At 73.9% G+C, this 21,400-nt stretch carries 17 protein-coding genes; 6 read left to right on the top strand and 11 right to left on the bottom strand.

The genetic code is table 11. The features are described from left to right. Nucleotides 1–65: 65 nt before the first annotated feature. The 4 genes from ACFVST_RS14590 to ACFVST_RS14575 form a co-directional block, all read right to left on the bottom strand. Nucleotides 66–995: a diiron oxygenase gene (locus tag ACFVST_RS14590; protein ID WP_390150600.1), complete on the bottom strand. Its 930-nt coding sequence runs from the start codon at nt 993–995 to the stop codon at nt 66–68. Nucleotides 996–1,161: 166 nt separating this feature from the next. Continuing rightward, the gene (locus ACFVST_RS14585; protein WP_390150597.1) at nt 1,162–2,619 is read right to left on the bottom strand and encodes a penicillin-binding transpeptidase domain-containing protein; all 1,458 of its coding nucleotides are present in this window, start codon (nt 2,617–2,619) and stop codon (nt 1,162–1,164) included. Further along, on the bottom strand, nt 2,616–3,998 hold the full coding sequence (locus ACFVST_RS14580; RefSeq protein ID WP_390150596.1) for an FtsW/RodA/SpoVE family cell cycle protein: 1,383 nt from the start codon (nt 3,996–3,998) through the stop codon (nt 2,616–2,618). The genes ACFVST_RS14585 and ACFVST_RS14580 overlap by 4 nt, the downstream gene beginning before the upstream one ends. 150 nt (nt 3,999–4,148) lie before the next feature. Beyond that, on the bottom strand, nt 4,149–4,517 hold the full coding sequence (locus tag ACFVST_RS14575; RefSeq protein ID WP_390150593.1) for an SH3 domain-containing protein: 369 nt from the start codon (nt 4,515–4,517) through the stop codon (nt 4,149–4,151). Nucleotides 4,518–4,703: 186 nt separating this feature from the next. On the opposite strand from ACFVST_RS14575, the gene ACFVST_RS14570 reads away from it, so the two are divergent. Next, a complete protein-coding gene (locus tag ACFVST_RS14570) occupies nt 4,704–5,519 on the top strand; it encodes a nuclease-related domain-containing protein (protein WP_390150591.1) in 816 nt (271 codons plus the stop codon). Nucleotides 5,520–5,533: 14 nt separating this feature from the next. Here ACFVST_RS14570 and ligD read toward each other — a convergent pair whose 3' ends face one another. Continuing rightward, nucleotides 5,534–6,418 carry a non-homologous end-joining DNA ligase gene (gene ligD, locus ACFVST_RS14565; protein WP_390150590.1) on the bottom strand — a complete coding sequence of 295 codons (885 nt, stop codon included), beginning with the start codon at nt 6,416–6,418 and terminating at the stop codon, nt 5,534–5,536. Nucleotides 6,419–6,543: 125 nt separating this feature from the next. Between ligD and ACFVST_RS14560 the strand changes: the two genes are divergently transcribed. Beyond that, the gene (locus ACFVST_RS14560) at nt 6,544–7,644 is read left to right on the top strand and encodes a Ku protein (protein WP_390150587.1); all 1,101 of its coding nucleotides are present in this window, start codon (nt 6,544–6,546) and stop codon (nt 7,642–7,644) included. Between the two features lie 178 nt (nt 7,645–7,822). Continuing rightward, nucleotides 7,823–8,611: an SAM-dependent methyltransferase gene (locus ACFVST_RS14555; protein ID WP_390150585.1), complete on the top strand. Its 789-nt coding sequence runs from the start codon at nt 7,823–7,825 to the stop codon at nt 8,609–8,611. Between the two features lie 22 nt (nt 8,612–8,633). On the opposite strand, the gene ACFVST_RS14550 is transcribed toward ACFVST_RS14555, so the two are convergent. Then, the gene (locus ACFVST_RS14550; protein WP_390150583.1) at nt 8,634–9,218 is read right to left on the bottom strand and encodes a helix-turn-helix domain-containing protein; all 585 of its coding nucleotides are present in this window, start codon (nt 9,216–9,218) and stop codon (nt 8,634–8,636) included. Between the two features lie 153 nt (nt 9,219–9,371). Here ACFVST_RS14550 and ACFVST_RS14545 point away from each other — a divergent pair, with 153 nt between their 5' ends. After that, the gene (locus tag ACFVST_RS14545; protein WP_390150580.1) at nt 9,372–10,568 is read left to right on the top strand and encodes a benzoate/H(+) symporter BenE family transporter; all 1,197 of its coding nucleotides are present in this window, start codon (nt 9,372–9,374) and stop codon (nt 10,566–10,568) included. 77 nt (nt 10,569–10,645) lie between these two features. On the opposite strand, the gene ACFVST_RS14540 is transcribed toward ACFVST_RS14545, so the two are convergent. Continuing rightward, on the bottom strand, nt 10,646–13,288 hold the full coding sequence (locus tag ACFVST_RS14540) for an NACHT domain-containing protein (protein ID WP_390150579.1): 2,643 nt from the start codon (nt 13,286–13,288) through the stop codon (nt 10,646–10,648). Nucleotides 13,289–13,331: 43 nt separating this feature from the next. After that, complete coding sequence (locus ACFVST_RS14535) at nt 13,332–14,510, bottom strand: VOC family protein (protein WP_390150577.1); 1,179 nt, start codon at nt 14,508–14,510, stop codon at nt 13,332–13,334. Between the two features lie 361 nt (nt 14,511–14,871). Here ACFVST_RS14535 and ACFVST_RS14530 point away from each other — a divergent pair, with 361 nt between their 5' ends. Beyond that, the gene (locus tag ACFVST_RS14530) at nt 14,872–16,047 is read left to right on the top strand and encodes a nuclease-related domain-containing protein (RefSeq protein WP_390150574.1); all 1,176 of its coding nucleotides are present in this window, start codon (nt 14,872–14,874) and stop codon (nt 16,045–16,047) included. Between the two features lie 52 nt (nt 16,048–16,099). Here ACFVST_RS14530 and ACFVST_RS14525 read toward each other — a convergent pair whose 3' ends face one another. After that, a complete protein-coding gene (locus tag ACFVST_RS14525) occupies nt 16,100–16,921 on the bottom strand; it encodes an SAM-dependent methyltransferase (protein WP_390150572.1) in 822 nt (273 codons plus the stop codon). Between the two features lie 56 nt (nt 16,922–16,977). Further along, the gene (locus ACFVST_RS14520; RefSeq protein WP_390150569.1) at nt 16,978–18,612 is read right to left on the bottom strand and encodes an MFS transporter; all 1,635 of its coding nucleotides are present in this window, start codon (nt 18,610–18,612) and stop codon (nt 16,978–16,980) included. A gap of 161 nt (nt 18,613–18,773) precedes the next feature. On the opposite strand from ACFVST_RS14520, the gene ACFVST_RS14515 reads away from it, so the two are divergent. Then, complete coding sequence (locus ACFVST_RS14515) at nt 18,774–19,790, top strand: Lrp/AsnC family transcriptional regulator (RefSeq protein ID WP_390150566.1); 1,017 nt, start codon at nt 18,774–18,776, stop codon at nt 19,788–19,790. 107 nt (nt 19,791–19,897) lie between these two features. Here the strand turns inward: ACFVST_RS14515 and ACFVST_RS14510 are convergent, their stop codons facing one another. Then, nucleotides 19,898–21,142 (bottom strand): PQQ-binding-like beta-propeller repeat protein, encoded by a 1,245-nt coding sequence (locus ACFVST_RS14510; RefSeq protein WP_390150563.1) that lies wholly within the window; start codon nt 21,140–21,142, stop codon nt 19,898–19,900. Nucleotides 21,143–21,400 lie beyond the last annotated feature (258 nt).

Below are 21,400 nucleotides of genomic sequence, written 5' to 3'. Positions count from 1 at the left end.
CGCCGCCACCCGTACCGGGGCCGGTGCCTCCGCTCGCTCGACTCCGGGCCGACCACCCGCCGGACTCAGGCCAGTAGTCCGGAGGAGCGCCACATCGCGCGGCCCGCGCCGCGCAGTACGCCGATGTCGTCCAGGAAGTCGGTGAGCCGCTTGGCTCCGGTCTGCATCACCTCGCGGCGGTGGCCGCTGGCCTTGACCTGGGCCACGGCCTGCCGCCGGTCCAGGCCGACATCGGTGTACACCTGCGGGTTGATGAACGCCTCGGAGAAGACGCGGGCGAACTCGCCGGAGGTGAGCCGGGTGAACTCCTGCGACCAGCGTGGCGCGGTGACCATCTGGCGGCGCAACTCCTCCCGGGCGTACCGCACATGCCGGGCCTCCTCCACGACATGGATGCGGGTGACGCCGCGGACCAGCGGCTGGACCCGCTCGTCGGGGAAGGTGAGGCGCTGCATCCAGTCGAGGATCTCCTCGCCGAGCAGGGTTGCGGTGAACGAACCGGGCGTGGTGGACACGGTCTTGAACAGCCGCCCGAGCCCGTGGTGCCGGCGGTTCACCGGGTAGTACGGGGTGTCCCCGCGCTTGATGAGGCGGGCGAACATCTTGGAGTGCCGGCACTCGTCCTCGATCTCGGTGAGGGCGTACCGGACATGGTCGCTGGTGGCGTCCTTGTCGTAGATGTGGCGCACCAGGAGCTGGATCAGGATGACCTCGAACCAGATGCCGAGCGAGGCCAGGGCCGCCGCCTCGTGCTGGGAGAGGGCGATGCGCTGCTCCTCGGACATGCGGTGCCACATCGGGGTGCCGTAGAGGGACACCAGCTCGGGTGGCCAGAACCACTTGCCCGGTTCGAAGGGGGCGTCCCAGTCGAGTTCCCGGTCGGGGTCGAAGGAGTGCCGGGCGGAGGACTCCAGGAGCCGTCTCGCCACCTGCTCGCGGTCCTTGAGGAGTCCGAGCGCGTCTCGCCGCACTGCGGTTTCCGTCAGGGTCGTCATGACTTCGTCGTCACCTCGCCGAGTTCGCGGTACGCGCCGAAGGCGCGGGTTACCCGCGGTCACCCCACGCCTCCTGCTATGAGAATGCCTGTCAGCAAGCCCGTCAATCCCCTGTGCGCGCATTGTTGCGAACAGCCGGTGCCCGACCGCCGTCACCGTGAACACCTCAGCGCCGCAGTGCCGCCTCCATCACCGCTCGGGCGATGGGGGCGGCGGTGCCGCCGCCGCTGATGTCGGTGCGGTGGGCCGCCTTGTCCTCCACCACGACGGCGACCGCCACCGCGGGACGGTCCGTGTCGGGGGGCTGGGCCCAGGAGATGAACCAGGCGTACGGGGTGCCCGAGTTGCCGCGGCCGTGCTGGGCGGTGCCGGTCTTGCCGCCGACGGTGGCGCCGGGGATGGCCGCCCTGGAGCCGGTGCCGTGTTCCACCGCCTCCGTCATCAACTCCCGCATCCGGTCCGCCGTTTCGGGGCTCATCGCCTGGTGGGAGATCTTGGTGCCGGTCTCGGAGACGGTGCGCCCGTCGCGGGTGGCGACCCGGTCCACCAGGTGCGGGGCCTGCACCACACCGCCGTCCGCGACGGCCGCCGCGACCATCGCCATCTGGAGCGGGGTGGCCCGGGTGTCGTACTGGCCGATGGCGGAGAGGGCCAGTTGGGGCCGGTCCATGGTGGTGTCGAAGGTGCTCGGGGAGACCGGGACCGGGATGCGCAGTGAGGCGTCGTTGAAGCCGAAGCGGCGTGCGGTGTCCACCATGGCGGGCAGCCCCACGTCCACCCCGAGCTTGGCGAAGACCGTGTTGCAGGACCAGGCGAAGGCCTCCCGCAGCGAGGCGTCCGCACAGCCCCGCGCCTCGTTGGCGAGCCGGGTCCTGGTCCCCGGCAGGGTGTACGGCTCGGGCGAGTCGGTGGGCGCGTCCACATCGTCGATCCGGCCGGACTCCAGGGCGGCGGCCGCCGTCACCACCTTGAACGTGGAGCCGGGCGGATAGGTCTGGGCGAGGGCCCGGTTCAGCATCGGCCGGTCCGGGTCCCGGGCCAGCCGCTGCCAAGTGCGGCGCACCGAGGGGCCGTTGCCGGAGAGCTTCCCCGGGTCGTACGAGGGGGTGGAGACCAGGGCGAGGACGCGGCCGGTCGCCGGGTCCAGGGCGGCGACCGCGCCGCGCCGGCCGCCGAGGCCCCGGTAGGCGGCGCGCTGGAGCCGCGGGTCGAGGGTGGTCTCCACCCGGCCGCCGGGGAAGCGGCGGGGGGCGGTGCCGGGCCAGCGCGGCCAGCGGGAGAGCGCCTGGTCGGTGCCGGACAGGACCGGGTCGGCGGACTGCTCCAGCAGCGCGTTGCCGTAGAACTGGGAGGAGTAGCCGGTCACCGGGGCGTACAACGGGCCCTCGGTGTAGGTGCGTTCGTAGCGGAGCTGCTGGTGGCTGTCGCGGGAGCCGGTGACCGGGCGGCCCGCGACCAGGATGGGGCCGCGGGGCTGGGCGTAGCGGGCGATGGCGGGGCGGCGGTCGCCGGGGGCGCCGGTGCGCTCGTCCGCCTCCACCAGTTGCACCCGGACCGCGTTCACCAGCAGCGCCACCAGCAGCAGCCCGCACAGCAGCGCCGACCGCCTGATGTACGCCGTCACCGCGCCACCTCCGCCGCCGGTTCCGCCGGAGTCGGCGCCGCGCCGCGGCGGGCCGCGTCGTCGCAGCGCACCAGCAGGGCCACCACCACCCAGTTGGTCACCACCGAGGAGCCGCCCTGCGCCAGGAACGGCATCGCCATCCCGGTCAGCGGGATCAGCCCGGTCACCCCGCCCGCGATCACGAACACCTGGAGCGCCACGATCGCCGCCAGCCCCACCACCAGCAGCCGCCCGAACGGGTCCCGCAGCAGCAGCGCGGTACGGAACGCCCGCTCCACCAGCAGCCCGTACAGCAGCAGGATCGCCGCCAGGCCCAGGAAGCCCAGCTCCTCGCCGGCGGTCGCCAGTACGAAGTCCGACTTGGCGGCGAAGCCGATGAGCACCGAGTGGCCGAGGCCCAGCCCGGTGCCGGTCATCCCGCCGGCCGCGAACGAGTAGAGGGACTGGGCGAGTTGACCCGCGCCCTGGCCGGCGTCCGCGGTGGCGAAGGGGTGCAGCCAGTCCTCGATCCTGCTGTGCACATGGGGTTCGAACCGGCCCACCGCGTACGCCCCGAGCGCCGCCAGCAGCAGTCCGGCCGAGACCCAGCTCGTCCTGCCGGTCGCCACGTACAGCAGCAGGACGAACAGGCCGAAGAAGAGCAGCGAGGTGCCCAGGTCCCGTTCCAGGACCAGGACCACGACGCTCAGCAGCCACACCGCGAGCAGCGGACCCAGCGCCCGGCCGGTGGGCAGCCGCAGCGGGCCGAGGCGGCGGCCGGTGTGCCGGAGTGTGGCGCGGGAGGCGGCGAACTGCCCGGCGAAGAACACCGCCAGCAGCACCTTGGCGAACTCGCCCGGCTGGAACGAGAGTCCGCCGAGCCGCACCCAGATCCGCGCCCCGTTCACCGCGGGGAAGAACACCGGCAGCACCATCAGCGTGAGCGCCGCGACCACCGAGAGATAGGTGCCGCGCTGAAGCGTCCGGTGGTCCCGCAGCACCACCACGACCAGGGTGAACAGGGCGATCCCCAGTGCGGACCAGACCAGTTGGGTGGGCGCCGCCGTGTCGTGCGGGGTCTCCTGGTCGAGCCGGTGCACCAGCACCAGGCCCAGACCGTTGAGCAGGACCGCGATCGGCAGCAGCAGCGGATCGGCGTACGGGGCGCGGAAGCGGATCGCCAGATGGGCGGCGAGCGCCAGCACCGCGAGGCCCGCCCCGTAGCGGAGGGCGTCCGGCGGCAGCGTGCCGTGCCGGGCCAGCCCCACCGCGCAGTAGCCGTACACGCAGAGCAGTACGGCGAGCAGCAGCAGGCACAGCTCGGCGCCGCGGCGGCGCCGGGGTGCCGGGGTGCCGTCCGCGGGCAGGGTCGGGGCGGACTCCACGGCCGTGACAGTCACGTGCCTCCCTCTGCTGGGGCGGGGCTCGGTCGTTCGGCGGGTGAGCCGAAGGGGCGCGGCCGGTGTCCTCCGGGGCCTGGGGGCGTCCCCCGGCGGACACCGGCACAGAGCGCCCCGGAGGCGAACCGAGCCTCAATAAGGGGACGCGCTTCAGCACCAGCGCGGGCTGTGGCCCCAGGTGTCGATATAGCGGGCCGAGCCCCAGGCCCAGGTGCCGTCGGTGAGGAGGTACCAGCGGCGGTTGCCGTCGACGCTCTCGCCCTTGGTCTGGCAGTAGATGGAGACCCGGGCGTTGAAGGGCTCGCTGCGGACGACGCGGCTGCCCCGGGTGGGCGCGTCCCGCAGCAGCAGTCCGCTGCGGGCGGTGACCCGGCCGGTGGTGGTGCCGTCACCGCCGTGGCCGCTGCCGCCGTGGTCGTCGCCGCCCGCGGCGAGGGCGCTTCCGGACGCGGCGAGGGCGGCGAGCGCGCCGCCCGCGGCGACTATGCCGAGCCGTGCGGTGGTGGACCGCAGAGACATGGGACCTCCTTGGTGAGAACGGAAAACGGAAGAAGAGGCGGGAACCTCGCCTCACGCTAGGCAGGGCCCCGCACACCCCGCAGTTCACGCTGCGCCATCGGTGCGGTCACCGTCGGTGCCGGCCCGCCGGTGGCCGGTTGCCGGGGTGCGGCGGCGGCTGGTCCCATGGGGAGGGGGTGATGGCCGGTGAGCACGCCGCGGGTGGTGCCGTCCTGGCGGCACGGACAGGAGCGCCTGTACGTCTTCGGCCGGGCCGGTGATCGGCTGGCCTGGTACGACCGGGACGAGGCCCGGGTCAGCCTGCTGCGGGAGGAGGACCGGGAGCGGGTGCTCATGGCGTTGGGCCCGTTCCTCGCCGGTGAGGTGTCCGTCGGCCCGCCGCCGGTGCCGAGCCGCACCGAACTGTCCCGGCTGAGCCTCCACCCGGACGACGATCTGGCCCCCAACCGCCCCGGGGAGACGCTCCGTTCGGCCGCGGAGTCCGGACCGCGGGGGAGGGTGCGGCGGCTGCGCCCCGATCCGCTGCGCCGGGCGCTGGCCGCGGAGGAGGCGGTCGGCGCGGCCCTGGACGACCTGGAGGGCGCCGGGGTGCTGGTGCTGCACTCGGTGCCGCTGCCGGGCGGGGACCGTATCCACCATCTGCTGATCGGGCCCGGTGGCCTCTTCGCGGTGCATACGCTGGCGGCCCGGCGGCAGCGGGTGCGGGTGGCGGATCCGCTGGTGGCGGTGGGCCGGGCCCGTCCGGAGCCGCTGCTCGACCGGGTGCGCTCGGTGGCGTACCGGGCGTCGTTCGGGCTGGCCGTGGAGGTGCGGGCGGTGCTGGTGCCGGTGGAGGCGGCGGCGCTGCGGCTGGAGCGGGCACCGCGCGGGATGCGGGTGGAGGAGCTGCTCTCGGTGGCGGGGCCGCCGTCGTTCGCGACCGGCGGCGGGGTGCTGAAGCCGGCCGACATCGCCTCCCTGTACGCCCTGGCCCGCGACCGCAGGACCTGGCTGCGGGTCTGAGGGGACCGGGTGCCTCAGCTCGGCAGGGGGCGGGCCGACGCCGGGTCGGTGAGCGGGGCCAGCAGGTCGCCGTAGGTCTCCAGCCGGCCGGGGAGGTCGGCCGCGGTGACGGTGAGATCCTCGGGGCTGTCGCAGGCGCTGACCTCGGCCCAGGTGACGGGCGCGGACACGGTCGGCCGGGGTGCGGCCCGCAGGGTGTAGGGGGTGGCGGTGGTCTTGGCGGCCGCGTTCTGGCTGAAGTCGACGAAGACCTTCCCGGGGCGCAGGCTCCGCGTCATCCGGTGCACCACCAGCTCGGGCAGGGCGCGCGCCGCCTCCACCGCGAGGCGTTTCGCGTAGGCGGTGACCTGGGCGGACGGGGCCGGCTCCAGCGGTACCAGCAGATGCAGGCCCTTGGCGCCGGAGGTCTTGGCGTGGGCGTCGAGGCCGTCCTCGGCGAGCCGGTCGCGCAGCCACAGCGCCACCCGGCAGCAGTCCACCAGGGTGGCGGGGGCGCCGGGGTCGAGGTCGAAGACGAGCCGGTCGGCCTCGGCGGGCCGCCGCACCCGCCACTGCGGGGTGTGGAACTCGGCCACCAGATTCGCCGCCCACACCAGCGAGGGCAGATCCTGCACCAGCACCTGCCGCAGCGCGCCGCCGGAGTGCTCGACGCGGGCGGTGCTCACCCAGTCGGGGATGCCGGGCGGCACGTTCTTGGTGAAGAAGCGCTGGCCGTCCGGGCCGTCCGGGTAGCGGAGGAAGGACACCGGCCGGTCCCGCAACTGCGCCAGCAGCGGCCCGGCGGCGGTCGCGTAGTAGTGCACCAACTCGCCTTTGGTGAAGCCGGTGTCCGGGTACAGCACCTTCTCCAGCCGGGTCAGCGCCACCCGCCGGCCCTCCACCTCGGTGATCGGCGTCATACCGCCGAGCGTCGCACGGGAGGGGCCCGCGGCGCGTCCCGGGCCGGTGGCAGGGATTCCACGGCGCGCCGACACTGGCCGTAGCGGGGGTGCGGTGTTCGGCCCGGACCTGGAAGGTGTACGCGGTGCGATCGATCTGGAACGGTGCGATCTCCTTCGGCCTGGTCAGCATCCCGATCAAGCTGGTGAACGCCACCGAGAGCCACAATGTCTCCTTCCGCCAGATCCACACCGAGGACGGCGGCCGGATCCGGTACCGCAAGGTGTGCGAACTCGACGGCGAGGAGGTCGTCCCCGAGGAGATCGGCAAGGGCTACGAGGACGCCGACGGGTCGATCATCCCGATCACCGAGGACGACCTGGACCGGCTGCCGATCCCCACCGCCAAGACCATCGAGATCGTGGCCTTCGTCCCGGCCGACCGGATCGACCCGCTCCAGATGGGCACCGCCTACTACCTCGCCCCGAACGGGGTGCCCGCCGCCAAGCCGTACACCCTGCTGCGGGAGGCGCTGCGGCGCAGCCGGCGGGTGGCGATCGCCAAGTTCGCGCTGCGCGGGCGGGAGCGGCTGGGGATGCTGCGGGTGGTGGACGAGACGATCGCCATGCACGGGCTGCTGTGGCCGGACGAGATCCGCGCCCCCGAGAGCGCCGCCCCACAGACCGAGGTCACCGTCCGGGACGCCGAACTCGACCTGGCGGACGCCCTGATGGACACCCTGGGCGAGGTGGACCTGGACGATCTGCACGACGACTACCGGGACGCGGTGGAGGAGTTGATCGCCGCCAAGACCGCGGGTGAGCCGGTGGCCCGGCCGGCGGCGGAGGGCGGCGGCAAGGTCATCGATCTGATGTCGGCGCTGGAGAGTTCGGTCCGCGCGGCCCAGGAGGCGCGCGGCGAGACCCCGGAGGCGGAGGCGGCAGCGGCCGGGACCGGCGGCGGGAAGGCGGCCACCCCGAAGTCCACCGCCCCGAAGTCCGCCCGGAAGCCCGCGGCCCCACGGAAGTCCACCGCCGCCCGGAAGACCGCCGGCACCGGGAAGTCCACCGCGGGCCGCACCACGAAGTCCGCCAAGTCCGCGAAGTCCGCCGACGCGGGCGGTACGGCGAAGTCGGCCGGTACGGGGAAGGGCGCGGGCACCGGAAGCGCACGCGGCGGTACCGGCGGGAAGTCGGCCCGCGGCACCCGGAAGACCGGTACCGGCCCCCGCCGCGCCTCCGCCTGAGCCGCACACGGGCCGTCCCCGTCGGTGTCCGGTCGCCAACTCCCCGTGAACGCAGGCGGGTTGGGGGCGGTGGCGGGGCTTGCGTCCGGCGGGGGACGGGGCTTTGCTTGCCAGGACCGGCGGGGTCGCCGGCGCACCGGAACAGCGCAGCCGAGGAACCGAGCAGATGGAGCACCACATGACGATGGGCACGCCCAAGCCGCAGGTCGACACCGGCCGGCCGCACCCGGCGCGGGTCTACGACTACCTGCTCGGCGGCAAGGACCACTACGCGGTGGACGCCGAGGTCGGTACCCGACTGCCGCAGAACGCGCACCAGGACGCCCGCGCCAACCGCGCGTTCATGCACCGGGCGGTGCGGATGCTGGCGCGGCGCGGGGTGGACCAGTTCCTCGACGTCGGCACCGGGATCCCCACCGAGCCCAATCTGCACCAGGTGGTGCAGGAGGTGAACCCGGCCTGCCGGGTCGCGTACACGGACAACGACCCGATCGTTATGCGGCACGCGGAGGCGCTGCTGGTCTCCGCGCCCGAGGGCGCCACCGACTACATCCAGGCCGATGTCCGCGAGCCGGCGGGCATCATCCGGCACGCCCGCGGCTTCCTGGACTTCGACCGCCCGGTGGCGCTGTCGGTGATCGCGCTGATGCACTTCATCCCCGACGACGAGGACCCGTACGGCATCGTCTCGGAGCTGGCGCGGGAGCTGGTGCCGGGCAGTTATCTGGTGCTGTCGCAGGGCACCGGCGACTTCCACCCGGAGCTGGTCGGCGGCGCCGCGGACGCCTACGCCAAGGGCGGGATCCGGCTGGCGCTGCGCACCCACGCCGAGGTGCTGCGCTTCTTCGACGGCCATGAACTGCTCGCCCCCGGCCTGGTCACCGCGCCGTCCTGGCACGAGGAGGGGGAGCCGGCGCCCCGGCAGGAGGACAGCTCCTTCTATGTGGGCGTCGCCCGCATCGGCTGAACTCCCGTGGGAGCCAAGGAAGTTACGGCCGCCTCGGGTAGCGGATGAAGAGGACGGCGTCCACGTCGCCGTCCGGGGCGGCGTAGAGGTGGGGGCCGTCGGAGAGCCAGTGGCCCTGGGCGCCGGGGTCCACGGTCAGCGGCCGGTCCACGGGGCCGAGGCGGGCGGTCCCGGCGAGCACCACGACCCGCTCCTCGGTGCCCGGGATATGCGCCGCCGACTCCTGCACGGCACCCGCCCGGATCAGCATCCGGTACACCTCGGTGACGGCCGCCGCGTCCTCGAAGCGCTCCTGGAGGACCACGGTCACCGCACTGCCGGAGAGCCCCGTCGGCCGGTCCGGGTCCGGGCGGCCGGAGGTGGGGGAGAGGTCGGCCAGGGCCGAGCTGAGCGGCAGGCCCAGTGCGGTGGTGACGGCGTAGAGGGTTTCCACGGTGGGGTTGCGTCGGCCGCCCTCCAGCTCGGAGAGGGTGCCCTTGCCGACACCGGAGCGGCGGGCCAGCTCGGACAGCGAGAGCCCCTGCCCGGTCCGCAACTGCCGTAGCCGGCGCCCCACTTGGTCGCCCACCCGTACGCCGTCCGCCCCGTCCCCGGGCCGCTCCGCCATGGCCGCCGCCCTCCGCCGCGCCTCGCGCCGCACCGCCGCCGGTTGACGCTTCCTCGTACCGCCGCCTAGTGTTCCACACACAGAACGTTCTGTTTACGGAACGCTCGGGCGGTGTGCCGCCCGCACCACGCCCCGCGCCGAGACGGAACGCCCATGACCACCCCCCGCCCGGACCGCCCGCACCGGATACGGGCGCTCGCCCCTCTCTCAGCGGTTACCGCCGGAGCGGTCGCCGTACTGATCGGGGTGACCAGTTCCGCCGCGCTGGTCTTCACCGCCGCACGGGCCGCCGGAGCCGACGACGCCGAGGTCGCCTCCTGGATGCTGGCGCTCGGCGTCGGCCTCTGCGTCACCTGCGTCGGGCTCTCGCTGCGGTACCGCGCGCCCGTGGTGACCGCCTGGTCCACACCGGGCGCCGCACTGCTCGCCACCGCGCTGCACGGCGTCACCATGGCGCAGGCCGTCGGCGCCTTCCTCTTCTCCGCGCTGCTGATGCTGCTCAGCGGGGTCACTGGCTGGTTCGCCCGCGTCATGGACCGGATACCGGTACCGATGGCCTCGGCCCTGCTCGCCGGGGTCCTGGTGCAGTTCGGCACCGGCCTCTTCACCACCGTCCAGCACAGCTTCGCGGTGGCCTTCCCGATGTTCGCCGCCTACCTCCTGGCCCGCAGGCTGCTGCCCCGGTACGCGGTACTGGTGGCGCTGCTCGCCGGCGTCGCCGCCACCGCGCTCACCGGCGAATGGCACCCGGAGCGCATCCAACTCTCCGTCGCCGCCCCCGTGTTCACCACCCCCGCCTTCGACTGGCAGGTGCTGATCGGGGTGGGCCTGCCGCTGTTCGTCGTCACCATGGCCTCGCAGAACCTGCCGGGCGTGGCGGTCCTGCGCGGCGACGGGTACACCACCCCCGTCTCCCCGCTGCTCGGCTGGATCGGCGGGGTCAACGCGGTGCTCGCCCCGTTCGGTGCCTACGGGCTGAACCTGGCCGCGATCACCGCGGCGCTCTGCACCGGCGAGGAGGCCCACCCGGACCGCGACCGCCGCTTTCTGGCCGCCGTCTGGGCCGGCCTCGGCTACCTCTGCGTCGGGATCCTCGGCGGCACCGTGGCCTCGCTGCTGACCGCGCTGCCGGAGGCCCTGGTGCTGGGCATCGCCGGTATCGGGCTGCTTGGCACCATCTCCGGCTCGCTCACCGCCGCCCTCGCCGACGAGCGCTCCCGCGAACCCGCCGTGGTGACCTTCCTCGCCACCGCCTCCGGCTTCACCCTGCTCGGCGTCGGCTCCGCCTTCTGGGGCCTGCTGGCGGGCGCGCTCACCGCGCTGGTCCTGCGGCGGCGCCCGGCCCGGTAGCGGACGACCCGGCGCTCCGGTACGTCAACGCCCTTGTACGGCAAGGGACTTCGGGAGCATCAGCGGGCCCCCGCCCGCTACCCCCGGTCCCAGCGCCAGCCGTCGCCGATGTCCTCGCCGTCGTGCTCCACCCGGATACCGTCCGGGACCCCGCTCACCGTCCCCACATGCCGCCCCAGCCGCAGCACCGCCAGCCGTGGGAACGCCGAGAGCCAGGTCATGGGCTCCCGGGCGTCGTGCACCAGCAGATGCAGATGCGTCAGCCGGTCCGCGACCAGGCCCGTCACCAGCTCCTCGGGGGTGAGCAGCTCCGCCACCTGGATCCGGCTCCGGCCGCCCAGCCTGCGCAGCTCCGCCATCTCCTCCGGACCCGTCACCGTGAAGTACAGGCCCTCCGGACGCAGATGGGCGATCACCTCCGCCGCATACCGCTCGGTGTCGAACCGCCGCCAGGCGCCCGCCAGTTCGGCCCGCACCGCCACTGAGCCGCGGTCCCGCAGCCGCGCCAGGTAGTCGATCGCCGCGTCGTCGCGTACGCCCGTAGCGGTCGCCGCCAGCAGCAGGGCCCGCCGGTCGGAGACCTTCTCCGGCTCCGGCAGCAGCTCCAGCACGATCGGCCCGATCCAGCCGAGGCCGCGGGCACTGCCCAGATTGTCCGGCTGCGCGATGAAGCGCGTCCGCTGCCGCACCATCTCCCGGGTCTCCGGGCTCATCTCGGTGGCGTGCTCCAGACAGGCCGACGCCAGCAGCTTGCAGTACTTGGCCTCCGCCGCCGACAGGCCCGGCCGCGCCGACACCAGCTCCTCCATCATCAGCGCGCACTCGTTGGGCCTGGCCAGCGACACCGCCATCCGGATCACCTCGTCCCAGTCGCTGCGGTGCGCGTTGTTCACCAGGAAGTGGAAGTCGTGCCGCTCCACCGCCTCCTTGGCGCTCAGATAGTCCTGGAAGGTGCGGTGCACGAAATCCACCACACCCGGCGTCGGCATCCTCAACAGGCCCGTACGGTGCAGCAGATGGTCGAAGAGGAGTGCGGCGTCGCCCTGCCGGCCGGCGCTGGGGATCGCGGGCAGATAGCGGTCCAGGATGCTGACGGCGGTCTCCCGGCCCACCTCCGTCAGATCGTTCAGCAGCATCCAGTGCGCCAGCTTCTGCAGCAGCCGCTCCTTCGCCTCCCGGTCGATGACGATGCCGTCCGCGTCCACCTCGCGCTCCGGGTCCCGCCGCTCCAGCAGCATCGCCAGCGCCGCCTTGTACAGGGCCTTGCGGCCGCGGGGGAGGATGCCGTTGCGGTCCCGGTTGAGCGCGCAGATCAGGCTGCACATCAGGGGATTGGTGGCCAGTCCGCGCAACTCCCGGATCAGCCGCACCGAATGCCGCAGCTTCCGCTCGTACTCCGCGAGCCGCGCCGGATCCGCGCCCGGCTCCGCGGCGGCCGCCCGGTGCCAGGCCTGGATGAAGCGGGCCACCTGGTCCCGGTTCATCGGGGTCAGCGTCAGCTCGCCGAAGCCCAGAGGGGCCAGCCAGTCGTCCCGTACCGCGGACGGGCGGGTCGTCACCACCCAGCGGTTGCCGGGGAAGGCGCGGCGCAGCTCGTCTATCTGGGCGCGGATCCGCTCCCGGCGTTCCGCCGTCGCCTCGTCCACCCCGTCCACCAGCAGCAGCGCCCGCCCGGAGCGCAGCACCCGCACCGCCCAGCCGTCCGGCTCGGCGCCCGCCATCGGATGGTGCGCCGCGGAGAGGAACTCGGCGGGCGCCGGCATGTCCCGGTCGGAGAAGCGCCGCACCGGCAGCATGAACGGCACCAGGCCGCGCAGCGAGGCCAGTTCGCCCGGGAGGCGGTCCGCGGCGGTGTGCACCGCGAGCCACTGCATCAGCGTGGTCTTGCCGGCGCCCGCGGTGCCCCGTACCAGGGTGCGCGGCCGGTCGCCCAGGGCGTGGTCCACCGGCACCGGGACCGAAGGGGGCTGCGGACCCTCCCCGTCCGCCCCGGCGTCCACCGCCGTCGGCCCGTGCTCGGTGGATTCGGCGCCCAGCGGAACGTAGGTGGCGTCCAGCGACCAACTCCCGGGCGAATTCACAAAGTCCACCCCGACGATGGTCACCTGCCCGTACAGCCGGACCAGGCTCGCCACATACGCCGACTCGAACTCGGCGTCCACCGCGTCCGGCACCGGCAGCCGCTCCAGCAGCCGCACCGCCTCCGCCAGCCGCCGGCTCTGCTCCACCGCGGTCCGCGCCGCGAACGTCGACCGCCCGCTGAAGAAGTGCAGGATGTGCAGGCACGCGGTGTCCACCAGCCGGTCGTGGAACCAGCTCGCGTCCGCCGACAACTCCCGGCAGGCGTCCGGTACTTCACGCCGCAGCCGGCGGGCGAACTCCTGCGGCCCCAGCGCCACCGCCTGCACGTCGTCCATGTCCAGGTCGCCCAGCCCGTACAGGGTGGACACCAGGGCGTCCACCACCGCGGTGTGCTCGTCCGCCGGGAAGCCCTCCCGCGGCCCCGTCGACCGGAGCGCCCGCCGCACCAGCTCGTCCGTCAGCTTGTGCAGATCGGCCCGCGTCAGGGTGCGCTGCTCCCCGCGGAAGGACACCAGCGCGGAGAGCCGCACCCCCCGGTCCACCAGACCCGCGCCCGGACCGTCCGGTACGAAGAGTCTCTTCACCAGCGGGGTGACGACAGCCGACCCGACCCGAAGTCCGAAGCTCGCAGGATCCACCGTCCCGAACGTAGGCGACCGGGCGGCCGCGCTCAAGAGGCGGTCACCTCCCCGTAGTTGGCCGGACGAAGACGCAGAACGGATGACCCGCCGGGTCCGCGTACACCCGAAGGGGCTCCTCCGGGTCCGTGGAACGGTCCGCCAGCAGCCGGGCGCCGAGCGCCGTCACCCGCTCGTGCTGTGCCTGAAGCTCGGCCGCGGTGCCCACCGTCAGATCCAGATGGAGCTGCGCCGGGCGCGGACCGCCGGGCCAGGTCGGCGGCTTCCACCGGTCCACCTGCTGGAACGCCAACCGGGGTATGCCCGAGGCGTCCTGGAGCACCAGCCAGTCCGCGCCCAGGGGATCCGGCGCGCCCGCGGCGGGCGGCTCGTCCCCGGGCCGGTACCGCAGCCCCAGCAGCCGCCGGTAGAACTCGGCCAGCGCCCGCGCGTCCGGCCCGTCCAGCACGGTCTGGCGCAACTGCGGTGGGAGAGCGGGGAGTTGGGCGGGAGCGGGGGCCGGCTCCTCGTCCGCGCGGAGGATCAGGAAGGCCTGCGGCACCCCCTCGCCCAAGCTCTCCAGTGCCGCCCGGACCAGCCGGCTCCGCTCGCTGAAACCGGCCCGGCGCAGCAGCCCGGCGACCTCCTCCGGATCCAGCCGCCGGAAGTCCAGCGACACCTCATGGCCGAACGGCCGCTCCAGGCGCAGCGGTTCGGCCCCGACCTGGAAGGCGGCCAGCAGCAGCCCGCCCGGCGCCAGCGCACGGCGGAACTCCGCGAAGACCTCCGGCAGTCGCTCCCACGGGGTGTGGATCAGCGAGTACCAGGCGACCAGCCCGGCGAGCGCGCCGTCCGCCACCGGCAGCCGCCCCAGCGCCCCCGTCTCGTACCGCACCCCGGGATGGGCGGCGCGGGCCAACCGGACCATCCCCGGGGAGAGATCGAGCCCCGACACCTCCAGGCCGAGACCGGCCAGATGCGCCGTCACCCGCCCCGGACCGCACCCCGCGTCCAGGACCGGCCCGCCGCCCGCCGACCGCACCAGCTCGGCGAAGGCGGCCAGGACCGAGCGGTCCACCGGTCTGGTGGCCAGGGTGTCGCCGAAGTGGGCGTCGTAGTCGGCGGCGATGGTGTCGTAGAAGGCGCGGGTGTCGCTGAGGAAGGCGGGCTCGGAGGCGTGCGTGCCCTCCGCGGCGGGGGCGACGGCGGCTCTCGTGGCGTACTCTTCGGGCTTGTCGGTCACAGTGAGTGACGCTACTCTCCGGCACTGACAACGGACCCCGGAGCCCCGTCCCGAGGGTGGCCGAAAACCGCGGGGGGCACGCCAGTTCGGAGTGTGCCCCGTGATCCGGCCCCTTCCTCCTCATGCGCTCCCCTGCACCAGGACCGTCCGGGCAGGGCACGTACCGAGGGCATACCCGCAGGCCCGGCGGGGGAGACGGACCCCGGGCGCGCCGCCGACCCGATGCGCCCGCCCTGCGCCCTTCTCCGCGTACCCCACCGGAATGCAGCCTGGAGGGGCAGGGCACCAGCAGAACCACGGCGCGGGAGAGCAGTTGAGCAGCACAGCACCGGGAACCGCACGGGGGCGAAGGAGGCAGGGCATGGTCGAGGAACTGACGGTCACCGCATGGCAGTACTTCGGACACGACCGTCTCTATGTGAACCTTCCCGACGGCACCGCCATCGGCTGGGCCGACCGCAGAACCGGCGAGATCACCGTGGTCCACGCGCGCTACCGGGACGCCGTCACCGACGCGCTGGCCCGCCGCGTGCCCGAACTCCTGCCGGCCCGCCCCCGGGTCTCCGTGCACGCCCCCAGCGTCGCCGAGGACGCGGACGAGGGGGAGCAGAGCACCGGGGCCGCGCCGCCCGAGGAGCCGATGGCCGCGGTCCCGTCCGACGACGGCCAGGAGCCCCCGGCCGGGCAGGACCGTAAGGCGTTCTGGCCGGGGGAGGGGCCGCTGCCGGGTCCCGCGTCCGCCGGTGAGGGGAGCGAACGCGGGCCGGGCGGCGGCAGGGCCGACGAGGCCACCGCGTTCCGGGACCGCTCCCAGGCGCTCAGGCAGAGCCTCAACAAGCTGCGGGAGAATCCGCGGCGGCCCCCGGAAGGCCGCCGTCCGGCCGCGCCGCTGCCGCCGCTCACCCCCGCCACCGACCTCGCGGGCCGCCGCCCCGGCGCCGGTCTGCGCACCGCCGCCCCCGGCCGGACCGAGGAAGGCGCCGCCGACACGGGCACGTTGGAGCGCCTCAGCTCCCGCATCCTGCGCCGCCGCCCGCTGGACGAGGACCGCCGCCGGGACCTCCTCGGCGAACGCCGCGCCGGCGCCGAGCTCAACCGCCTCACCCGCCACGGCTGGCGCGTACTGCACTCCGTCCCGCTACCGGACGGCGCCGACCTGGACCATCTGCTGCTCGGCCCCGGCGGCGTCTTCACCGTCCGCACCGTCCACCACCCGCAGCAGCCGGTACGGGTGGAGGAGGACGCGGTCCGCATCGGGGACGGCGAGCCGCTGCCGTACCTCGCCGAGTGCCGCGCCGAGGCCGCCTTCGTGCAGAAGACCCTGGAGCGGCACTGCGACTTCCCGCTGCGGGTCGAACCGGTGCTGGTCTTCGTCGCCGCGGCCGGACTCGACGTCGCCGCCACCCTCTCCGACGTCCGGGTCTACCGGGAGCGCCAGGTCTCCGCACTGGCGCCCCTCACCGGCCAGCTCACCGCCCGTCAGCTCGACCACCTCCACGAACTGGCCCGCCACGCGGAACTCTGGCGGGAGCCATGACGGTGGAAGCGGTCAACGACCCGGCGGGCAAGGGGAGTTGAGGGAGCCGGGGTCAGGCCTTGCGGGCCACGCCGCCGTACATGGCGACCTCTTCGGGCAGGTCCGCCATGTCCGGCGTCGGGCGCCAGCGGTTGCAGGAGACGACGCCCGGCTCCAGCAGCTCCAGCCCGTCGAAGAACCGCTCGACGCGCTCCGGGGTGCGCTGGGTCAGCTTCGGGGTGCCGTTCTCGTTCCAGAAGGCGACCGCCTCGTCCACGTCCGGCATCGCCGCGCTGGTGATGGTGTGCGACAGCACCAGATGGCTGCCCGCGGGCAACGCGTCCATCAGCCGCCGCACGATCCCGTACGCCTCCTCGTCGTCCTCCACGAAGATGACCACACCGAGCAGCATCAGGGCCACCGGCTGGGAGAAGTCGAGGGTCTCCCTGGCGCGTTCCAGGATGGCGTCCACATTGCGCAGATCCTGGTCGAGGTAGTCGGTACGGCCCTCGGGGGTGCTGGTCAGCAGGGCGCGCGCGTGCACCAGCACCAGCGGGTCGTTGTCGACGTAGACCACCCGGGACTCGGGGGCCAGGCGCTGCGCCACCTCATGGGTGTTGTCCGCGGAGGGCAGGCCGGTGCCGATGTCCAGGAACTGGCGGATCCCGCAGTCGGACACCAGATGCCGCACCGCGCGCCCCAGGAAGAGCCGGTCCGCTCGCGCGTACTCGCCGATCCCCGGGTGCAGTTGGCGGATCTGGTCCCCGGCCGCCTGGTCCACCGCGTAGTGGTCCTTGCCGCCGAGCCAGTAGTTCCAGATCCGTGCGGTGTGCGGCTGGGTGGTCACCAGCCGTGCCGCCACATCCCCGTCGTCCCCCACGCCCTGCTCTGCCATCGGTGAACTCCCGTCCTGCGGTGCCGCGTTACCCGATCAGTCTGTGGGCGGCCAGCCTACGTGCCCGCGGGGCGCTCGCCGTCGGCCGCGGCGGCGGGGGCGGGCGCGGTCCGGGCCGCCGCGGGCTCCCGGGCTTGCGCGGGTACGTCGATGTCACCGGCGGCGGGCGCGGTGCCCGGGGGCGTCCGCTCCGGGCGTACCAGGAGCAGCACCAGGACCCCGGCCAGTGCGGCGGCCACGGCCGACCACAGGAAGACCTGGTCGAGACCCGAGGCGAAGGCGTGGCGCACCAGGTCCCCGGCGGCCCCGCGGTGCTCCGGCGGGGCGCCCGCCACCAGCCGCTGCGCCTGCCCCGCGGCCAGCGCCGCCGCCCCGTCCCGGGCGTCCGGCACCGCACCGGAGGCGCCGAGCACCGCCGCCGCACGATGGGTGAACACCACCCCGAGCACGGCGATCGCCAGCGTCATGCCCAACTGCCGGAAGGTGTTGACCGCGCCGCCCGCCATCCCGGCCTGCCGCGGCGGCACCGTGGACGTCGCCGCGGACACCAGCACCGGAGTCGCGAGCCCCACCCCGACCCCGGTGACGAGCAGCCCCGCGACCAGCGAACCCCGGCCCGCGTCCGCCGACATCCCGGACCGCAGCAGCAGCATCCCCGCCGCGACACACAGCAGCCCCACCCCGACCGGCAGCCGCGGCGCCAGCCGCTGCATATGCCGCCCCGCGAACGCCGCCACCAGGAAGGACGCCGCGGCCAGCGGAGTCAGCGCCAGCCCCGCCGCGACCGGGGACAGCCGCAGCACCGACTGCAACCACAGCGACACCAGCACCAGCGAGCCGAACGCACCGCCCTGGAGCAGGAACGCGCCCCCCATCAGACCGGCGAACGAGGGCCGCCGCAGCAGCGCCAGATCCAGCATCGGGGCCCGGCCGCGGTGCGCCGCCCGCCGCTCCACCAGCACGAAGACGACCAGCGCCAGCGCCGTCACCCCGAACACGCCCAGCACCTGCCCCGACGTCCAGCCGGTCTCCCCGCCCCGGATCAGCGCATAGGTGAGGGCGCCGGCCGCCACCGTGAACGCGGCCGCCCCCGGCACATCGACCCGCACCGGCCGTTCCCCGGCGCCCGGCGGCCGTATCGCGTCCCGGCGGACGACCCGCAGGGTGAGGGTGACGGCGATCGCGGCCACCGGCAGATTGACCAGGAAGATCGACGCCCACCCCAGATGCTCGGTGAGCAGCCCGCCGAGCAGCGGACCCGCCGCGGCCGCCGCCCCGTTCGCGGCGCCCCACACCCCGAAGGCGGTACCCCGGTCCCGGCCCTGGTACGAGGTGAGCAGCAGGGCGGGCGCGGTGGCGAACATCGCGGCCCCACCGGCGCCCTGCACCACCCGCGCCGCCACCAGCAGCCCCGCGTTCGGCGCCAGCCCGCAGGCCAGCGAGGCCGCCGCGAACACCACCAGCCCGTACACATACAGGCGCCGGTGGCCGAAGTGGTCCGCCAGCGCACCCGAGGCCAGCAGCAGCGCCGCCAGCGCCAGCGCGTACCCGTCGACCACCCACTGGAGGGAGGCGAAGTCCGCGTGCAACTCGTCGGCCATGGTGGGCAGTGCCACATTCACGATGGTCACGTCCACCAGCAGGATGAACGCGCCCAGGCACACCGCCGCCAACGGCCACCACTTGCGCATAGCCCCCACACTCCGTCCGTTCCGTCTCGCCATGCCGATACCGCCGGTACGGGCGCCCGCGCGCCGCTGCCGGCCGGTCCCCCCCGGCAAGTCTCCGCGCAGCGCCGGTGAAGTCCGGTACCGGGGGCAGCCGTTCGCGCGGATCCGACATCATGAGGGGCATGGCGACGTATCTCGACACAGAGCCGTACCCGGACCGCGTTCTTGACGAAGGCGACCAGGCGCTGGCGCACGCCCTCCAGATCAACGGGCGGGCCTCGTTCCGCGAGATCGCCGCGGTACTCGGCGTCTCCGACCAGACCGTCGCCCGCCGCTGGGCCCGCCTCCGCTCCGCCGGCACACTCCGGCTGCTGGGGCTGACCGCGCCGTTCCGCCTCGGCGACTCCCTCTGGCTCGTCCGCGTCCGCTGCACGCCCGACGCCGCCGCCCCCATCGGCGAGGCCCTGGCCCGCCGCACCGACACCACCTGGGTCCAACTCGTCTCCGGCGGCACCGAGATCAGTTGCGTGGTCCGCACCCGCGACGGCACCCCCGCCGACGCCCGCGTCCTCCAACGACTGCCCCGCACCCCCCGGGTAGTCGACATGTCGGCCCACTGCCTGCTGCACATCTACTACGGCCACGACCTCGGCCCGATCAACAAACGCGGCCCCCTCACCCCCGACCAGGCCGCCGCCCTCACCCGCGACCCCACCCCGCGACCCCCGGCCGAACCCCAGCCCCCCGCCCTCCTCGACCACGCCGACCGGCTCCTGCTCGACGCCCTGGCCCGCGACGGCCGCACCCCCGCCGCCGAACTCGCCGCCACCACCGGCCTGTCCCCCTCCACCGTCCGCCGCCGGATCACCGAACTCCGCACCTCCGGCGTCCTCTACTTCGACCTCGAATACCACCCCAGCCTGCTGCACCGGCACTTCCGGGCCGGCCTCTGGCTGGAGATCGCCCCCGCCTCCCTCTCCGCCGCCGGCACCGCCCTCGCCGCCCACCCCGAAGTAGCCTTCGCCGCCGCCACCACCGGCACCACCAACATCTACGCCTCCGTGGACGTCCCCGACGCCCAGCACTTCTACCGCTACCTCACCCACTCCATCGCCACCCTCCCCGGCCTCCACCACACCATCACCACCCCCACCCACCAGACCCTGAAGGGCGCGGGACCTTATGCGGGGGGTGGTTGACGGGAGGCGCGGGGCGGCCGCCGGACACGGGGACCGCGATGACGCCGCCCCCGGCCGGTCCGGCGCTCGGCCCGGACCGGCCGGGGGCGGACCCGGCCCGTTACCGGTCACGCCGGCAGGGCGTGGAGTTTCTTGCCGTGGTGGGCGAAGACGTGGGTGCCGTCGGTGGCGACGAGCCATTCGTGGAAGTCGCCGGAGTTGTCGTTGAAGGTCCAGCGCAGGGCGCCGGTCTTCACGTCGAAGGCGTGCACCCCGCCGCGGTCGTCCAGTTCGGTGCCCCCGTAGAGGGTGTCCTTGACCTTGACGAACTGGATCGGTGCGGTGCGGTTCGCGTTGGCCAGGTCGTCGCGGCGCCAGTGGGTCCTGCCGTTCGACGGGTCCATCGCCCACAGGTTCCGGCCGCTGTCCGCGACGTAGAGGATGCCGTCCAGCACGCTCGGCGCCTTGAACGTGTCGAAGTCCTTGGCCTTCACCGACCACTTCCGGCCACCGTCGGACAGCCGGAACGCCTGCAGTGAGGCCCCCTGCGCCACGATCACCAGGTCCTGGTGCACCGCGAAACTGCCGTAGTTGGTCTTGCCGGTCTTGTGCGTCCACACCTGCCGGCCGGTGGCGGTGTCGCGGACGGTGAGGTTCTTGCGTATGTCGGTGTAGACGAGGCGGTTGCCCTGGACGACGGCGTTGATGCCGTTCTCCTCGGTACCGGTGTCCCGCTTCTCCCGCCAAACCAGCTTGCCCGTACGGGCGTTGAGCGCCGCGATCACATTGGTACGGGTCATCAGACCCTTCTTGAGGATCGCCGCGGTGACATACACCTGCTTGTCGTCGGCGGCGATCGGCCGCGGCTGGTCGAAGTCGGGGCCCAGCCGGCTGCGCCAGGTCTCCTTGCCGGTGGCGGGGTCGAGTCCGCCGATGCTGCCGTCGAACTTCCCGCTGGCGAGAAACAGCGTGCCCCCGCCCAACAGCAGCCGCGCCCCCGCCGTCGTGCCCTCGGCCAGCGACCAGCGCTCGGCGCCGGTCTTCGCGTCCCGCGCGGTGAGCGGCTCCCCGGCGGCGAGCACCACTCCGGCGGTGGCCAGCAGCCCGCCGTCCTGCGAGTTGATCTGGGTGGCACTGGGCTTGCTCCACAGCGGCTTCGGCGCCCGCCCGTCACTCCCACCCGAGCCGCTGCCCGAGCCACTGCCCGAACTGGCGGCGGACGACGGCTCCTTGCCCCCGCCCTTGGGCTGGTCGTCCTGCCGGCAGCCGGCGGCCCCCGCGCCCAGCACCGCCAGCGCGGCACCGCTCCCCGCCACCCGCAGCAGCTTCCGCCGTGAGGTTCTGCCTCCGGCCGCGCCGAGTCCTCTGGTCATGTGCCCACCCTTGCCAAGTCGTTGTGACGACGGCCGTCACCGGCCCGCGTCACGATCCCGTACGGCCGAAGCTTTCAAGCCACCGGCCACCACGTACGCTAACCCTTCCCGACCAGCGGTGATCCGCCCCGAGGTACAACCGGGACAACGCCGTGAACCACCCGCAACATCGTCCGAAGCCGGTCACAACCTGCGACTGCTCCGCCTCCACGCCCCTGCCGGGCTGTGCAGCAGCCCGCGCTGTGCGTGGCCTAAAGG

The sequence above is a fragment of the Streptomyces sp. NPDC058045 genome, assembly GCF_042885635.1.
GTDB lineage: Bacteria > Actinomycetota > Actinomycetes > Streptomycetales > Streptomycetaceae > Streptomyces.
This window is presented reverse-complemented; position numbering and strand designations above follow the sequence as displayed.

What these genes read in the sequence shown, in the direction of transcription:
- ACFVST_RS14555 (WP_390150585.1), top strand. Translation starts at nt 7,823, where the DNA reads ATGACGATGGGCACGCCCAAGCCGCAGGTCGACACCGGCCGGCCGCAC.
- ACFVST_RS14515 (WP_390150566.1), top strand. Translation starts at nt 18,774, where the DNA reads ATGGCGACGTATCTCGACACAGAGCCGTACCCGGACCGCGTTCTTGAC.
- ACFVST_RS14550 (WP_390150583.1), bottom strand. Translation starts at nt 9,218, where the DNA reads ATGGCGGAGCGGCCCGGGGACGGGGCGGACGGCGTACGGGTGGGCGAC.
- ACFVST_RS14545 (WP_390150580.1), top strand. Translation starts at nt 9,372, where the DNA reads ATGACCACCCCCCGCCCGGACCGCCCGCACCGGATACGGGCGCTCGCC.
- ACFVST_RS14590 (WP_390150600.1), bottom strand. Translation starts at nt 995, where the DNA reads ATGACGACCCTGACGGAAACCGCAGTGCGGCGAGACGCGCTCGGACTC.
- ACFVST_RS14510 (WP_390150563.1), bottom strand. Translation starts at nt 21,142, where the DNA reads ATGACCAGAGGACTCGGCGCGGCCGGAGGCAGAACCTCACGGCGGAAG.
- ACFVST_RS14530 (WP_390150574.1), top strand. Translation starts at nt 14,872, where the DNA reads ATGGTCGAGGAACTGACGGTCACCGCATGGCAGTACTTCGGACACGAC.
- ACFVST_RS14525 (WP_390150572.1), bottom strand. Translation starts at nt 16,921, where the DNA reads ATGGCAGAGCAGGGCGTGGGGGACGACGGGGATGTGGCGGCACGGCTG.
- ACFVST_RS14575 (WP_390150593.1), bottom strand. Translation starts at nt 4,517, where the DNA reads ATGTCTCTGCGGTCCACCACCGCACGGCTCGGCATAGTCGCCGCGGGC.
- ACFVST_RS14520 (WP_390150569.1), bottom strand. Translation starts at nt 18,612, where the DNA reads ATGCGCAAGTGGTGGCCGTTGGCGGCGGTGTGCCTGGGCGCGTTCATC.
- ligD (WP_390150590.1), bottom strand. Translation starts at nt 6,418, where the DNA reads ATGACGCCGATCACCGAGGTGGAGGGCCGGCGGGTGGCGCTGACCCGG.